The organism is Friedmanniella luteola (assembly GCF_900105065.1).
Lineage (GTDB): Bacteria > Actinomycetota > Actinomycetes > Propionibacteriales > Propionibacteriaceae > Microlunatus > Microlunatus luteolus.
In genome coordinates, this window is the sequence record NZ_LT629749.1 from 1,667,481 (window position 1) to 1,682,249 (window position 14,769).

Consider the following 14,769-nt stretch of genomic DNA (forward strand, 5'->3'; position numbering starts at 1 on the left):
ATGGAGGCCCCGGCACTCGTGGTGCCGGGGCCTCTGCCTGCCGCCCACCACCCGAGAAGGGCCGACGATGGTGCTGCAGACACTGACTGCGCCGACTTCCCGAACGGCTCTGCTGGGCCGCACCCGCCTGCTCGGCCCGGCCTTCGTGGCGGCCGTCGCCTACGTCGACCCGGGCAACGTCGCGACCAACACCACCGCCGGGGCCACCTACCAGTACCTGCTGCTCTGGGTCCTGGTCGGCGCCACCTTGATGGCCGGGCTCATCCAGTACCTGTCGGCCAAGGTCGGCTGGCTGACCGGGGAGTCGCTGCCCGCCCTCGTCGGCGCCCGCACCCGCCGTCCGGTGCGGCTCGCCTACTGGGTGCAGGCCGAGCTGGTCGCCGTCGCCACCGACATCGCCGAGATCGTCGGCGGCGCCCTGGCCCTGCAGCTGCTCTTCGACCTGCCGCTGGTGGCCGGCGCCCTGGTCACCACGACCGTCTCCACCGCCCTGCTCTACGTCCAGCGGCACGGCCAGCCCACCTTCGAGAAGGTCATCACCGCCCTGCTGGCCGTGGTCACCGTCGGCTTCCTCGCCGGGCTGGTCGTCGACCCGCCGGCAGCGGGCGAGGCCGCCCGCGGGCTCGTGCCCCGCCTCGCCGGCGTCGACAGCGCCCTGCTGGCCGTCGGCATGCTGGGCGCCACCGTCATGCCGCACGCGGTCTACCTGCACTCGGCGCTGGTCCGTGACCGGCACGGCCGGGCCGACGCGACCAACGCCCGCCCGGTGCTCGGCGCGGTCAAGGCCGACGTGGTGCTGGCCATGGTCGTCGCCGGCAGCGTGAACATCGGGATGCTGCTGCTGTCCGGCAGCGCGCTGTTCGGCCTGCAGCTGGACGGGCTGAGCGAGGTGCACGCGGCGATCGGGGCCGGGCTCGGCCCGCTGGTGGCGGTCCTGTTCGCCCTCGCGCTGCTGGCGTCCGGACTGGCCTCCACCTCGGTCGGCGGCTACGCCGGTGCGGTGATCATGGACGGCCTGCTGCACCGCCGGATCCCGCTGCTCTGGCGCCGCCTCGCCACCGCCATCCCGGCCCTGGTGCTGCTCGCCCTCGGCGCCGACCCCACCCAGCTGCTGATCCTGTCCCAGGTGGTGCTGTCCTTCGGCATCCCCTTCGCCCTGGTCCCGCTGGTCCGGATCGCCCGTGACCGCCGGCTGATGGCCCTGGTCCCCACCCGGGGCGCGACGATCGTCCTCACCTGGGCCGTCGTCGCGGCCATCGTCGCCCTCAACGCCCTGCTGGTGGTCCTGCTCGTCCTGGCCTGACAAGAGCAGAGACGGCCCCGACGCCTGCCTGGTGTCGGGGCTTGCTGCTGGGAGTGTCAGCGTCCGACGAGGTCGATCAGCGCAGCGGTTGAACCCCTCGGCGTGCACATGTCTCCAAAATGGGTTGGGGGCGACTGAACAGGTGACCCGGCAGCATTCGGGTACAACAGAGATGGGTTCGCGCTGGGAAATGGCGAGACCCTGGTCGCGGGGGTTCAGCAGAGCAGCCCTCCCGGCTCGTCCGCCAGCTGCCGGCAACGCAGCCGGCGCTGGCCGGACCTTACCTCTGCATCCGAATTCCGAGAGTCGTAATTCGACCCGATGCGGAGCACGTCAGTGGCCGACCCTCGTACGAGACGCGCACTGGCCGCCCCTCGTGTGGCTTGACCTCTTCTGGGCGGGCCACTGTCCTGAGCCTGACCGCCTCAACCAGGCGACGAGGTGTCCAGCCGCTCGGCCTGACCTGGGCGGCATGGCTACTTACTGGACCATCGGCGCTGACGCCGACGACCCAGCCGCCCTGGCTGCGTTCTGGGCCTTCGCGCTCGACTACGTGCTTGAGCCGGGCTATGACGACCCTGATGGTGCGTCCATCGTCGACCCCGCCGGCATCGGCTCTGCGATCGGGTTCCTGCGCGTACCCGAGGCAAAGACGGCCAAGAACCGCTTCCACATAGATATCCGGGTAGCAGGCGAGCCTCCGTGGGACTGGACTGAGCGCGCTGACCTGATGCGAGCGACGGTCGATCGACTGGTCACTCGTGGTGGCACCAAGGTCCGGGAAGAGTTCTACAGCGAGGGAGCCGGCAACGTGCTAGGTCACGTGGTCATGCTGGATCCCGAGGGCAACGAGTTTTGCGTGGCCTGAGTCCCGTTGAAGCTTGCCACCGAGACGTGCGGAGCATGCGATAGCCGCCCCTTCGCCCGGGGCGCACGCAGTGGCCGACCCTCGTGCGGAGCATGTCAGTGAGCGACCCTCGTGTGGAGCACGTCAGTGGACGACCCTCGTGTGGAGCACGTCAGTGGACGACCCTCGTACGGGACGCAGCCTTGGTCGGACGGGTTGGTACTCGACGCGTCAGGCAGCGGCCAAGACACGCCGACATGGCTTGATCAGCTTCGCGGTGAGCCGGCCCTTGGGATGATCCGAGCGTGAAGTTCAGGGTTCAGCAGATAGCCCGTGGCTTCTGGCGCGAGCGGTACCTCTTCTGCATCCAGGCCTCGACTAGCGAGGAGTGGCAGTGCCGCGATGTCGGCCCGCGTGAGCTCGACAAGGAGCTGCGCCAACTTGGCTTTGCGGACCATCGCGACTCCTACGACATCTACACCAAACTTCGCTTCGCTGTTCGCCACTACGGCCTCGGCCATGGATACGTCGAGTGCGACCTGAGTGCTGATGTGACCGGTCCGGAACGGTTCGAGGGAGACCCTCGGCTCGACCGTGCCTAGCTGCCAGCGGTCGAACCTCGACGGCCAGAGGCGACCGCGTGCTCGCCAACCCAACATGTCGGACCAAGGCCACGGGGCGAACGTGGGTGGCCCGAGCTGAACCCGACGGCCGCGACGGCGACTTGCTGGACGACCCTCGTGCGGAGCACGTCAGTGGACCGTTGTGCGGACGCATGCAGTGGAGAGGGAGCTAGCGGTTGTGCGGCAGGTCGGACTTGGTGGCATCGCGTTGACCAAGGCGTTGAGGCACGAACCAGCCAAGGAACCACGTCAGCAGCGTCCAGAACGCCACTCGAACCAAGTCGCCGATCAGGCGCACACTAATGCCATCGAGGACGCCGACGATCGGGATGGCGATCGCCCCGATGATGCAGAAGAGCAGCACTGTGCGAACTAGCTGGACGTGCGCTGCAATCCACCTCGCAGCTGAGCGTGCTGCACGGCGAAGCTCCGGGTTGGCCACCCGCCGATCCTAGGGTCGTGTCTCCTCGGCCGCGGGCGATCTGCGCCAACCGGAAGTTGCCGCATGGCTGACGCTCTGCAGTACGCGACCCTCGTGCGGAGCACGTAAGTGACCGACGCCCGTGCGGGTCGGACCAGAAGAGGCCGCTCGTTCCGATCTCGGTCGCATAGGCGCGGCCGGTCGAATCGCCTCCGCACGATCGGTCCAAGCTCGAGGACGGCGTCACCGTGGAGGCTCGAGCGGTTGCACCGAGCGCGGATCTCGAACCGCTTCTGGGCGACGTCTAGTCCAGGACGGCGTAGAGGCGGGTGATGCGACCGTTGCGGACAATGGCGACGTCGCTGCCCCCCAGGACCGGGTCATCGTCCGGCGTTCCGAGCTGCCAGTGGAAGACCAGGAGGTCGTCAACTCCTTGGGCCGGTCTCTTCAGCGAGAAGAGCGTTGCCGGACCCATCAACGCGGCGAGGTCATCGATACGCCTGATGAACGCCTCACGGCCATCAACAGGGCCGTCTTGGTCGACGTAGCGGATCGCCTCGTCGAAGAGGCCTTCGATGGCTTTCCGGCGCCGTTCAGGGTCGCGTTCGTTCGACACCTCGGTCAGGTAGCGGGTCGCCAGGTCTCCTGAGGTCATGTCTCACCATGCCGTGTCCACAGGCTCTCGCGCTCGCCTCCCACAAATTCGTCGCTGAAATTGGCGCCGATCCCGCTATCGGGCGTGAACCGGTGTCCTCTAGAGCCTCTGCACACGCACGAGGGTGGCCACTGCGTGCGTCCCTGTTGAAGTGGTCGCAAGGATCGGCCGGAGCACGTCAGTGGTCGACCCTCGTGCGGAGCACGTCAGTGACCGACCCTTGGGCAAAGCGCGGGGTGGCCGACCAATCTTCCGAGACAGCCGGCCCGTTGAGCCTGAGGATGGCTCTATGACTCCCGAGTCCGCCGCCATCGCCGAGGCGTTCAGCCGACCGGTGCGCGCTGCCGGGCTGGAAGTGCGATCCGGCCAGGTGACCGAGCCAATGATGGTGCAAGTTGCCGTCACTGACAGTCGAAAAGGTGGCCACCTGGTTGCCCTATTCGAAGCGGCGACCAATGACTACGTGGGCGTATGGCTCGACAACGGCGCAGACTTCTGGGAGCACGAGTGGCACCAGCCGGGCCGAGAAGAGTTCGCGGCTGAGCTCGGGGGAGTGGTTGTGGCGCACGTTGCGGGCGATGGGACGTACGAGAAGGGTGGCCGTCACTACCGCGTGACAGTCGGCGATGGGTCCATTCGGACCCGCTTCCGCGTAGACCGCGAGCGGGTGCTGGAGCTGTAGGAGGACGGGCGATCCGATGGCTCCACCAGCGGAGCCTCATGCGGGGCATGTCAGTGGCCGACCGTTGTGCGGGACGCACGTCAGTGGACGACCCTCGTGCGGGACGCACGGATCGGCCGACCGTTGTGCGGGACGAGTGGCCAGCTGGGGTAGCGAAAGGGCTCGCAGGAGATCCGGGTTTCAGTGGTTGGTGAGGAAACCTCCGTCGACGGGCAGGGTGTGGCCGGTGATCCAGGCGGCGTCGTCCGAGGCGAGGAACGCGACGGCTGCCGCGATGTCGTCGGGCTCACCTACTCGGCCCAGCGGGTACAGCGGCTGCAGTCGGTCGGCGCCACCTTCTTGGTCGTCCCAGACTCGGGTCCTGATGGTGCCAGGGGCTACACCGTTCACTCGGATGTGGCCGGGCCCGAGGGAGAGCGCAAGATTGGTGGTCAAGGAGACTACCCCGGCCTTGGCCGCGGAGTAGGGCTCACTTCCCAAAGAGGTGTGAGCGTTGATCGAACCGACGTTGACGATCGCTGCCCGGCTGCGCCGTCGTAGGTGGGGGATCGCGGCCCGGCAGCAGCGGACAACCCCAATCAGGTTGAGTTGGATCATCTGGTGCCACACCTCGTCGCCGGTGTCTTCGAACGACCCGTGCTGGGTGTCGCCCCCGGCGACGTTGACCAGCACGTCAAGCCCTTCGCCTCCGACTGTTTGGAATGCCTCGTCGACTGACTCGGGCTTCGTGACGTCCAGCGCGACGGCTCGATGGCCGTCACCGGGAAGTCGGAGAGCGACCTCGTTAGCTTCGCCCCCGTCGAGGTCGGCCACCACGACGCGTGCGCCTTCAGCGGCTAGACGGCCGGCACAGGCTCGACCTATGCCGTGGGCCGCACCGGTGACCAGGACCACGGAGTCGACGAAGCGGCGGCTGTTGAGTTGCACATCTGGAGCCTGGCACAACAAGAGCATCTCGACCGCGCACTGTTGTGCGGGACGCACGCAAGCCGACCCTCGTGCGAAGCAGCCGATCAGTTGACGAGGTTGGAGCTGCAGCCGGCTTCCTTCTGCGCAATGCAGGGGCCTGACTTCTCCGGGTAGTCCGACCACAGCCGGTCGACCCGCAGGTTGAGCAACAGCGTCCCGACCACAAGGAGCGCCACAACGATGGCAGCCGCGACCTGCCCACGGGTGAGTGCCCGAGTGCGCGCCTGTCTCATGTGCTGACGGTAGATCGGCGAAGGACCGTAGGGAAGAGGTGCGCAAGCCGACCGGCTACCGGTTCAACGCAAGCGGAACGGTCACCGGCACCTAGCCGCTATTTTTGCGCCGCCGACAGGCACTTCGGCCGGCGCTGTACAGCGCGGTGCCGGACACATTCGGGGACACCGCGTCATCAAGTGCCCGACTCGACCGTTGCTCCGTCGCTAGGCAACAAAGAACGTGCCGAACGTATCAAGTCAACCGGCGATGAGCGCGGGCCGGCAGCGTATGGCGACAGCTCCGGACCGGAACTCATGGCGATCCACGAGCTCGAGTTGGATGCGCTCGCGCAGCCCGGCGAGCAGTGTGGGACCGTGTCCGGCAAGTACCGGGTGCACGACGAACTCGTACTCGTCGATCAGTCCCAGATCTGCCAACGCCAAGGGCAGCGTCACGCCACCCACCGACAGCCCCTCGCCTGGCTCCTGTTTGAGCCGCTGAACCGCTTCCCGCAGGTCGCCTCGCACCAGCTCGGCGTTCCAATCGACCTCGTTCAACGTGCTCGAGACGACGTGCTTCTTCGCCCGGTCGATCGTCTCGGCGAACGGGATGTCCCACTCACCCATCCAGTCAGGCCACCTGCCAGTGGCTGGCTTCCGCCACGCGGACTCCATCATCTCGTAGGTCACCCGACCGTAGAGCAGGGCATCGGCCCGTTCCACCTGAGCGGTCCAGTAGTGCATCGACTCCTCGTCCGGGGGGAGCCCTGCCTCGTGGTGGCAGCAGCCGTCTAGCGAGACGTTGATCGAGTATCGGAGTGGTCTCACCTGGTTGTTCTCCCTAGCTGCCTGCCGCGCTTTGACCTGACCCTACTGAGACCGCTGGGGCGGCCAATTCTCATCGGCGCCGTGATCGCGCCGACTCGCCACGCCGCCGCGCCCGTGTCGCGAGCCAAACCGCAGAGGTGCCCGAGGGCCCGGCGGGTGCAGAAGACGTGGCCGTAGTGGCTGGGCACACGGGCCGGCGGTTGTACCGGGCACGAGGCGGCCAACGCCGGTCCTCTACCTCAAGTCTCACCGGACCCGCCACTCGGCGTGATCCCATGGTCGACCGTTGTGCGGGACGCACGGCAGTAGCCGACCCTCGTGCGGGGCACGTCAGTGGACGACGCTGTTGCGGGACGTCCCAGCCTGTTTCGGACGACGGCTGAGCAGCGGTTGTCGAGTGGCTCTCTCCGCACCAGTTACGGTCTGGTCATGGCTCGGGCAACTCCGGTGGTTCATGAGGTGAGGCAGGACGCCGGCCAACCCGTCGTCGAGGTCTTCGCTACCCAGCTAGATGACCGCTACAGCGCGTCTCAGACGCGCTCGGTGCTCGCGGGGTGGGTCGAGTTCCTCGCAGCCGGACCGACGCCCATTCGCGAACTCGAGTTCGTGACGAGGACCCCAAAGCGTCTGTTCGCGGCACTGGCCGCCCAAGTTCAGCTAAAGGCGCTGCGCATGAAGTGGGGGGACTACGACGACCTACAGGTTCTTTGCAGGTCTCACCGAGCTCCACACGCTCGTGCTGGGCGGGGTGTCAGCAGTGCGATCGTTTGAGCCCCTGAAGGCCCTGAAGAGGCTGTCGAGCCTCGAGGTCGATGGCTTGCAGCACGTTCAAGGCCTGGCCCCGCTCGCGCAGCTGCCCGTGCTGACCTCTCTGACGATCGGAGGTAGGTGGGCCAGTTTCAAGAACGTGCACGTGGACTCGCTGTCCTTCCTTCGCGCGATGCCGCAGCTGGAGCACTTGGTGCTGCATACTGCGGTCGTTGACGATGGTGACTACTCGCCTCTGCTTCAGCTTCCGAAGTAGCAAAGCGTCCGCGTGATGGCAAGCCGTGGCATGCGGCCGAGTATCGACCAGCTGCGATCTGCCCTCCCTTGGGACGGCTGACTTTAGACCCGAAGGCGTCCCGCGGTGGACCGTTCAGCGGGCCGGGTGCCGAACGCACCGAGGGGGTCGATCATTCTCGGACGCCTGGCAGTGGTGGATCTCCCCACCAACGACTCCAGTGCTGTCCCGGATGAGCCGTCGTGCGAACGTGCCGAGTGGTTCGGCGATTGCCTAGTCAGCGATCTCCACCGCGAAGGCGGCTGGCTCGGGGTCGGCGCCGAAGACGTCACGATCGAAAAAGAACGGCGCCCCACTTCCTGTGCGTCGAGACACCCGTGCGCCGATCCGGTCGCCATGCATCTGGTAGACGACGCAGAATCCCTCAGCGACCAGCCAGGCATCGACGATGGTTACATCTCGCCAGAGTGTGGGACCGCCGTCGCGGAGGCGCTCTAGGCAGTGTAGGAGTGCTTGACTTCCCAGGAAAGCTCAGGACGAGAGCTGAGGCCCTCGATGAGGCGCTCGTGCGAGATCGAGAACACGGCGTCACCTCCTCAACGGCCGCTCGTGTCGCGGCATCGTCGCAGCCATGGTCGCAGACGCGACCCGCTCGGGCAGTGCCCAAGCCGACAGTTGTGCGAAGCATCCAGTAGCCGACCCTCCTCGGGACGGCTGGAGGCGCTGCCTGGACGCTCTGCTGGACTACTTGAGGCGGTGGTTGGCTCGGGTGATTGCGGCTGCCGCCTCTTGGGCCAGCTCGACCACCAACTGCCCGGCGGGGGTCGCTTCGGCGAATTCGTGTGCTTGCCCTGCCCACAGGCTGATCCGTTCCGCGTCCCCGTTCTCGCGGGCCCGGGCGCGCAATGGCGCGGTCAGGTGGTGTAGCTCCGGGTAGGCGATGGGGGCGATTGTCGTGTGCTCGGTTTGGAAGGTGTTGACCAGCCCGCGGGCGAGACGGCCGGAGAACGCTCGCGTCAGCCCGGTCGGACGAGGCTGAGTGACCGCGTCCCGGTGGGGTGCGGTGGTGCCCGCTTCGGGGCAGCGGAGGAAAGCGGTGCCGAGAGCGGCTGCTGTCGCGCCCCCTGCAAGGACGCCCGCCAGAGCGGGGCCGGTGGCGATGCCGCCAGCGGCGACCAGCGGCAGGTCGACCCGGCGCGGGATCAAGCTGAGCAGGGCGAGGATCCCGTAGTCCTCGTGGTCGTCTGTGTCGACGAAGGAACCCCGGTGTCCGCCCGCTTCGACTCCCTGGACGACGAGTGCGTCCGCGCCGGCGGCGGCCGCGAGGAAAGCCTCCCGCGGATCGGTGACGGTCACCCAAACCGAAGCCCCAACCTGCTGGAGCCGCTGCACCACCGAGCGGGTCGGACAGCCAAAGGTGAAGGAGACGACCGCCACCCGCGCTTGGGCGAGCAACTCGACCTTCTGCTCGTAGTAGTCGTCGTCGAACCGTGGGTCGCCCAGCGCGACGCCAAGAGCGGCGGCTTGACTGCGGAGACAGTCGGCGTAGCGATCGATGGTGCCGCGGTCGGCTGGACGGCCGGAGGGTGCAAAGACGTTGACGCCGAACGGCCGTCGGGTCAGCTCACGGGTGGCGGTGATGTCGGTGAGCACTGCCCCGGGGGTCTTGTAACCGGCAGCGAGGAAGCCGAGTCCGCCGGCGTTCGACACGGCGGCAGCAAGTGCCGGCGTCGACGGGCCTCCCGCCATCGGGGCCTGCACGACCGGCACGTCGAGATCGATCACCCGTGCACGATGCCACAACACCCCCGTGCCTCAGGAGTAGGGAAGCTGTGCCGACTGCCCGGGAGCCGACCGTTGTGCGGGACGCACGTCACTGGACGACCCTGGTGCGGAGCACGTCGGTGGCCGACCCTCGTGCGGAGCACGTCAGTGGCCGACCCTGGTGCGGAGCACGTCAGTGACCGACCGTCGTGCTTGACTCACGTAGTAATCGACCCTGGTGCGGATGGTTGGTCGTGCCACGGAGTAGGTCGGGCGGCTACTTGGCCAGTCACACGCCCCTTGGCCCGTAGGTTCGGGCTATGACCCTCTTTCAAGGGACAGCTGAGTTCTACCGGCAGCACCGCTCGGGCGTCCCCCGCCGACGTCGCCGCCGTCCTCATCGAGGCAGCACCGCAGCGTCGTCTTCGCAGCCTGCTGGACGTCGGAACTGGAACCGGCTTCGTCGTCGAGGCCCTGCGCTCCAGCTTCGATGACGTCATCGGTATCGACGTTGACCCCGACCTGCTGCAGGTCGCGCTCCGCTCGGTGCCGCCCGGTCCTGGGCAGCGGCTGAAGTTCCTGGAGTGGAGCGCCGAGGAGTTCCGGCCACCAGAAGGATGGCGTGCCGATCTGGTCACCATCTGCCGGACCTTCCACTGGCTGGACCGACCAGCAGTCCTCGCCCGCCTGGACGAGTACGTCGCCGCGGACCGGCTGGTGGCGATCTTCGGTGACAACAGCATCTGGGCGGCGAACGCGCCGTGGAAGAGCGAGATCAAGGCTGTCCTCGCGGACTTCCTCGGAGAGCAACGCCGCGCCGGCGACGGCACCTATGAGCGGCCCCGCCCCTACACAGACGATCTCGAGGGGTCCCCGTTCTCCTCGTGGTCCCAGGTGACGGTGCCGGTACGCAGGGAGAGGACGCTTGAGAGTGTGATCGGGTACCTGCACTCGACCTCCTTCGCTGCGCCGCGTCTGTTCGGCGACAGAATGGAGGCGTTCGACCAGGCTCCTCGAGAGCGGCTTCCCGCGCACATGAGGGGGGACGTCTTCGTCGATGAGAACGAGTTCAACATCTTGCTGGCCAAGAGACCCTGAGGATCCCGCCGAGACTGGGTGCTCCCTGAGTAACTGAACCGAGCGGTAGCCGACCCTCGTGCGGAGCACGTCAGTGGCCGACCCTCGTGCGGAGCACGTCAGTGGCCGACCCTCGTGCGGAGCACGTCAGTGGCCGACCCTCGTGCGGAGCACGTCAGTGGCCGACCCTCGTGCGGAGCACGTCAGTGGCCGACCCTCGTGCGGAGCACGTCAGTGGCCGACCCTCGTGCGGAGCACGTCAGTGGCCGACCCTCGTGCGGAGCACGTCAGTGACCGACCCTCGTGCGGAGCACGTCAGTGACCGACCCTCGTGCGGAGCACGTCAGTGACCGACCCTCGTGCGGAGCACGTCAGTGACCGACCCTCGTGCGGAGCACGTCAGTGACCGACCCTCGTGCGGAGCACGTCAGTGACCGACCCTCGTGCGGAGCACGTCAGTGACCGACCCTCGTGCGGAGCACGTCAGTGACCGACCCTCGTGCGGAGCACGTCAGTGACCGACCCTCGTGCGGGACGCACGCAGAGCCACCGTTGTGCGGAACGCAAGCAGAGCCACCGTTGTGCGGGACGCAAGCAGTAGCCGAGCGCATCCCTGGGGCCGCGCAGTGCGGGGTGACAGGCGCAGGCTGCGTCACCGCCCGGCCTACGGGACCCGGCGCCTGGACGCGTTCTCCCTCGTGATGGCTGGCTGGCCCCTCGGACAGGGACGAGATGGGCTGACCCGCAGGACTGCCCGCACGTGTCGATCTGTGCGAGATTGCTGGCCATGAGTGACGTCGACGCCGACCCTCCATGGGAGCCACCGCTGGCTGGTTCTGAGGTCGAGCATCTTCTCGGGGCGTTGGACCGTCAGCGGTGGACCTTCCGTTGGAAGGCTGACGGTCTTAGTACCGCGGGCCTGGAGTTGCGTGTTGGGTCCTCGGCGCTGACCTTGGGTGGTCTGCTGAAGCATTTGGCAGCCGTCGAGGAGCTGGGAAGCGCCTGGCAGCTGGCTGGCGAGGAGCCGGTCTGGCCCACCGATCCCGGTCGCTGGAGGACGCAGGAAGGCTGGGACGAGACGTTCGACCCGCAGGGTGCCACACCGGCCGAGTTGTACGCCCTCTACGACATAGCCGTGGAACGAGCTCGCCGGCGCTTCGCCGAGGCCCTGGCCCGTGGGGGCCTCGATCAGAGTGTGCACTCGTCCACGCCAGACGGCCAGCACGCGAACCTGCGCCGGCTGCTGTTCGACAAGGTGGAGGAGTACGCCCGTCACACCGGGCATGCTGATCTGCTGCGAGAGGCTGTGGATGGTCGGGTTGGCGAGGACCCGCCGAACGATTGGCGACCGTATTGACCTTCGCGGCCGCCACCGGGCTATGAAGGTGGCCCGCTTGGAGCGCGAGTGGCGGGTCGCATCAAGACCCTGCTGCGTAGAGACCGCGCAGCGATCACTGGAAAGGGCGAGCACTGGCTCGTCCACCACGGACACGAAGGGGCTCGACATGACCGCTGTCTACACGTGGGACGTCTTCTCCACCCTTGATGGCTACGGATCCTACGGCCTGGTGGCGACTGGGGCGGTTACTGGGGCAAAGAGGGCCCTGAACTGCTTGAACACCGCGCTGCGCTGTTCGACGTCGAGCAGCGGATGGTCTTCGGGGCCACCACCTTCCGGGAGAACGCTGAGATCATGATCGCGGGCGACGACCCCCACACGCTCCACGAGTGGAACGTCCGGACACTGCGCATGCCGGCGACCGTGATCTCCTCGACCTTGCAGGACACCCTGGGGTGGCCGGACGCGACCATCGTGAGCGGTGACGCGTTGGGCATCGTCAGCCGGCTGAAGGAGGAGTCCGACGTGCCACTGCGCTCTCAGGCCAGCCTGTCGCTGAACTGGGCCCTGATGGCCGCCGGTCTGGTTGACCGCCTGCAGGTGACGATCTTCCCGGTGATCTCCGGACGGACCGGAACCAGCCCCATTCTTGGTGGCGCGGCCGACTTCGACCTCGAACTGCTCGAGAGCAGGACACTCGACGGCGACACCGTAGAGCTCGTCTACCGCCCTACCCTCCACTGACAGCGTTTGCTGTTCGCGTGACTCGTCACGGTTGGTTCTCTGTGCAATCCATGAAGCAAGGGCTCAGACGAGAGCAAGAGTCCTCGAACCGGTAGTGCCCCACGAGCCGACCCCGCATACGGGACAGCCCTACTACTGCACCCAGTGGGGTCGCAACCGCGGGACAGCGCTCGGTAAGAGCCGGCCCGGAGGGGGCGGGGCTGGGTGACCATACTTGGCCCACAGCGCAGGAGGTCAGCGTGCGTCAGGGCGCCGTAGGCAAGGTCCGGGTGACACAGCGCCTCGGTCGAACGGTGGTCGAGAAGCGATTCGCTCCTCCTCACGCCGAAAGGTGGAGGTGCTAGCGCTCCGCGCCCTAGCTGATCAGGATCTGCCGGTCCCCGAGCTCCTCGAGGTGGGACCCGAGTCGATCGTGATGACGCGAATGCAGGGCGAACGAGTCGACAGCGGCGACGCCGACCTACGACTCGAACGACTCCGCGCCTCGGCTCCCGTCTTGCGTCGATTGCACGCGCTACGACCACCAGAAGGGCTCCCGCCGGGCACTGACGACGCTCTGATCATCGAGCGCTACCGAGCCGCCGGCGGACCTCCACTCCCACTGGTCATCCCGCCAGTCCTCGGACCTTCTGCCACGGCGACTGGACCGACGGCAACCTCCTCACCACAGGCAGCGAGATCACCGCCGTCATCGACTGGGAGGCCGCCCACGTCGGTGACCCGCTCCGGAACTCTCGCGCGCAGCCCTGGGGAGCGTCGCTCAAGGACGTGCGATCCATCAAGGCGCTGGTCGAGGGCTACGACGCTGATCCCGCCGAGGTGAGGGCCCGGTTCCCGCTCCACGCGGCGGAGCTCTGGCTCTGGTTCGCCGAAGCAGGACCGCCCGAGTACCTGCACCAGCTCACCGAGAAGCTGACACGCTGGCCCGATTGAGAGTCCATGTGCGGGCAACCGTCGCGAACCAGACGGGCACGCAGTAGCCGACCCTCGTGCGGGACGCAGTTCGCGTCGGGTTCGGTGAAGTGGATCTCTTGTAACGCCACCTTCACCAGTGGGGAAGTCTGTGCGTGATGTTCACGTCGAAGAGCGAGTCCCGGGGCAATGCCGCGGATGACCTGACGCTGCCGGCCTCCTTCGAAGCGTTCTACCGCGAGCATCTACCGTTCATCCGTTCCTACCTGGCCCGCAGGGTGGAGGACCCCTTCGTGGTCGCCGACCTCACCGCCGATGTGTTTCTCCAGGTGATCCGCTCCGCACCCAACTACCGGCCCGGGCTTGGCTCGCCACGGGCATGGCTGACAGGAATTGCCCGCCACTGCCTGGCTGACCACAGCCAGTCGCTCGCCCGTCACAGCGCAACAGTGCAACAGCTGCAGGGGCGGCGACTCCTAGACGAGGATTCCGCCGAACGCATCGTGCAACGCATCGCCGCCGAAGCCGGAGCCCGGACCGTCCTCCTCGCTATCGCCGAGCTTCCCCCCACACTCCGCAGTGTCGTCGAGCTGGTCGCCGTCGATGGTCTGGCGCTGACTGACGCTGCCACCCTCCTCCGCATCAGCCCCGGCGCCGCCCGAGTCCGCTACCACCGAGCCCGTCGACTCCTCCAAACCACCACCGCCGTCCAACTGCACGAGGTGACCTCATGACCGACCGACCAACCACCGAACTCGACCCCTTCGAATCCGCCCTCCTCACCGAGCTCAAGGCCATCCTGCCCCCCGCCGCAGCAGCCGAGGCCGCGCCCGCCCGGTCCTGGGTCGCACCCCGGCGCTGGCAGCTGACCGTCGCCGGGGTCGCAGCCGCCGCCCTAGCTGTAGCGCTGCTAGTGCCCGGTCTCGGGCCGACACCTGCCTACGCAGTCACCGGAGGCAACAACGGCGAGGTCCGGGTCAAGGTGAACAGGCTTGAGGGCGCCGAGGGCCTCGAGCGTGCGCTCGCCGAGCACGGCATCCCCGCCGACATCACCTACTTGCCCGAAGGTAAGGAATGCGCCGCCGGCCGCTACACCGAGGTCCACACCCCCGGTCTCACCCTGGGCGTCGCTGCGACAAAGTTCTACGTCACCATCCCGCCGGGAGCCGTCGGCAAGGACGACACCTTCGTCCTCGACGCCTCCGTGGTCCCACGACCCAACGGGGTCCAAGCCCGCGTCAGCTTCGGTTTCGGGAACGGACCCATCAAGCCGTGCCACATCGTCGCTTCTACCTAAGCCGTCAACAGGTGGACGAAACCACGCTGCGGCCCACCGGTGCCGGGAACACAGCCGGTCGCCGACCCTCGTGGAGAGCATGTCAGTAGC

17 protein-coding genes and 1 pseudogene are annotated in these 14,769 nt (G+C 67.4%); 12 read left to right on the forward strand and 6 right to left on the reverse strand.

Annotation, left to right across the window (positions count from 1 at the left end):
• The first annotated feature begins 67 nt into the window (after positions 1 to 67).
• The 3 genes from BLT72_RS07890 (at position 68) to BLT72_RS07900 (ending at position 2,752) form a co-directional block, all read left to right on the forward strand.
• Entirely contained in the window at positions 68 to 1,303 is a 1,236-nt protein-coding gene (locus tag BLT72_RS07890; protein WP_091411775.1) for an Nramp family divalent metal transporter, read from the forward strand.
• A gap of 472 nt (positions 1,304 to 1,775) precedes the next feature.
• On the forward strand, positions 1,776 to 2,171 hold the full coding sequence (locus BLT72_RS07895) for a VOC family protein (RefSeq protein ID WP_091411778.1): 396 nt from the start codon (positions 1,776 to 1,778) through the stop codon (positions 2,169 to 2,171).
• A 284-nt stretch (positions 2,172 to 2,455) separates the two neighbouring features.
• Positions 2,456 to 2,752 carry a hypothetical protein gene (locus BLT72_RS07900; RefSeq protein WP_091411781.1) on the forward strand — a complete coding sequence of 99 codons (297 nt, stop codon included), beginning with the start codon at positions 2,456 to 2,458 and terminating at the stop codon, positions 2,750 to 2,752.
• 190 nt (positions 2,753 to 2,942) lie between these two features.
• On the opposite strand, the gene BLT72_RS07905 is transcribed toward BLT72_RS07900, so the two are convergent.
• Together BLT72_RS07905 and BLT72_RS07910 are read right to left on the reverse strand one after the other, a co-directional pair.
• Positions 2,943 to 3,215, reverse strand: a complete 273-nt coding sequence (locus BLT72_RS07905) for a hypothetical protein (RefSeq protein WP_157720346.1) — start codon at positions 3,213 to 3,215, stop codon at positions 2,943 to 2,945.
• A gap of 283 nt (positions 3,216 to 3,498) precedes the next feature.
• The gene (locus BLT72_RS07910) at positions 3,499 to 3,849 is read right to left on the reverse strand and encodes a nuclear transport factor 2 family protein (protein ID WP_091411785.1); all 351 of its coding nucleotides are present in this window, start codon (positions 3,847 to 3,849) and stop codon (positions 3,499 to 3,501) included.
• A 289-nt stretch (positions 3,850 to 4,138) separates the two neighbouring features.
• On the opposite strand from BLT72_RS07910, the gene BLT72_RS07915 reads away from it, so the two are divergent.
• A complete protein-coding gene (locus BLT72_RS07915) occupies positions 4,139 to 4,531 on the forward strand; it encodes a hypothetical protein (protein ID WP_091411787.1) in 393 nt (130 codons plus the stop codon).
• A gap of 180 nt (positions 4,532 to 4,711) precedes the next feature.
• On the opposite strand, the gene BLT72_RS07920 is transcribed toward BLT72_RS07915, so the two are convergent.
• The 3 genes from BLT72_RS07920 to BLT72_RS07930 form a co-directional block, all read right to left on the reverse strand.
• The gene (locus BLT72_RS07920; RefSeq protein WP_231930426.1) at positions 4,712 to 5,458 is read right to left on the reverse strand and encodes an SDR family NAD(P)-dependent oxidoreductase; all 747 of its coding nucleotides are present in this window, start codon (positions 5,456 to 5,458) and stop codon (positions 4,712 to 4,714) included.
• An 86-nt stretch (positions 5,459 to 5,544) separates the two neighbouring features.
• The gene (locus tag BLT72_RS07925; RefSeq protein WP_091411789.1) at positions 5,545 to 5,733 is read right to left on the reverse strand and encodes a hypothetical protein; all 189 of its coding nucleotides are present in this window, start codon (positions 5,731 to 5,733) and stop codon (positions 5,545 to 5,547) included.
• Between the two features lie 240 nt (positions 5,734 to 5,973).
• Entirely contained in the window at positions 5,974 to 6,543 is a 570-nt protein-coding gene (locus BLT72_RS07930; RefSeq protein WP_091411791.1) for a dihydrofolate reductase family protein, read from the reverse strand.
• Positions 6,544 to 7,741: 1,198 nt separating this feature from the next.
• Here BLT72_RS07930 and BLT72_RS22130 point away from each other — a divergent pair.
• A complete protein-coding gene (locus BLT72_RS22130; RefSeq protein ID WP_157720347.1) occupies positions 7,742 to 8,044 on the forward strand; it encodes a hypothetical protein in 303 nt (100 codons plus the stop codon).
• Between the two features lie 246 nt (positions 8,045 to 8,290).
• Here the strand turns inward: BLT72_RS22130 and BLT72_RS07945 are convergent, their stop codons facing one another.
• Positions 8,291 to 9,331, reverse strand: a complete 1,041-nt coding sequence (locus BLT72_RS07945; RefSeq protein WP_231930428.1) for a nitronate monooxygenase — start codon at positions 9,329 to 9,331, stop codon at positions 8,291 to 8,293.
• A 378-nt stretch (positions 9,332 to 9,709) separates the two neighbouring features.
• On the opposite strand from BLT72_RS07945, the gene BLT72_RS07950 reads away from it, so the two are divergent.
• The 7 genes and pseudogenes from BLT72_RS07950 to BLT72_RS07975 all read left to right on the forward strand — a co-directional run bounded on the left by BLT72_RS07950 (position 9,710) and on the right by BLT72_RS07975 (position 14,679).
• Complete coding sequence (locus tag BLT72_RS07950; RefSeq protein ID WP_342587401.1) at positions 9,710 to 10,408, forward strand: class I SAM-dependent methyltransferase; 699 nt, start codon at positions 9,710 to 9,712, stop codon at positions 10,406 to 10,408.
• A 766-nt stretch (positions 10,409 to 11,174) separates the two neighbouring features.
• The gene (locus BLT72_RS07955) at positions 11,175 to 11,744 is read left to right on the forward strand and encodes a mycothiol transferase (RefSeq protein ID WP_091416991.1); all 570 of its coding nucleotides are present in this window, start codon (positions 11,175 to 11,177) and stop codon (positions 11,742 to 11,744) included.
• Between the two features lie 336 nt (positions 11,745 to 12,080).
• The gene (locus tag BLT72_RS07960; protein ID WP_231930429.1) at positions 12,081 to 12,470 is read left to right on the forward strand and encodes a dihydrofolate reductase family protein; all 390 of its coding nucleotides are present in this window, start codon (positions 12,081 to 12,083) and stop codon (positions 12,468 to 12,470) included.
• A gap of 600 nt (positions 12,471 to 13,070) precedes the next feature.
• Positions 13,071 to 13,184 (forward strand): annotated as a pseudogene (locus BLT72_RS23510) (phosphotransferase); the annotation flags it as partial.
• 54 nt (positions 13,185 to 13,238) lie between these two features.
• Positions 13,239 to 13,403: a hypothetical protein gene (locus tag BLT72_RS23020; RefSeq protein WP_231930431.1), complete on the forward strand. Its 165-nt coding sequence runs from the start codon at positions 13,239 to 13,241 to the stop codon at positions 13,401 to 13,403.
• 137 nt (positions 13,404 to 13,540) lie between these two features.
• Entirely contained in the window at positions 13,541 to 14,116 is a 576-nt protein-coding gene (locus BLT72_RS07970; protein WP_172826039.1) for an RNA polymerase sigma factor, read from the forward strand.
• Positions 14,113 to 14,679, forward strand: a complete 567-nt coding sequence (locus tag BLT72_RS07975; RefSeq protein WP_091411797.1) for a hypothetical protein — start codon at positions 14,113 to 14,115, stop codon at positions 14,677 to 14,679. The genes BLT72_RS07970 and BLT72_RS07975 overlap by 4 nt, the downstream gene beginning before the upstream one ends.
• The last annotated feature ends 90 nt before the right edge of the window (positions 14,680 to 14,769 follow it).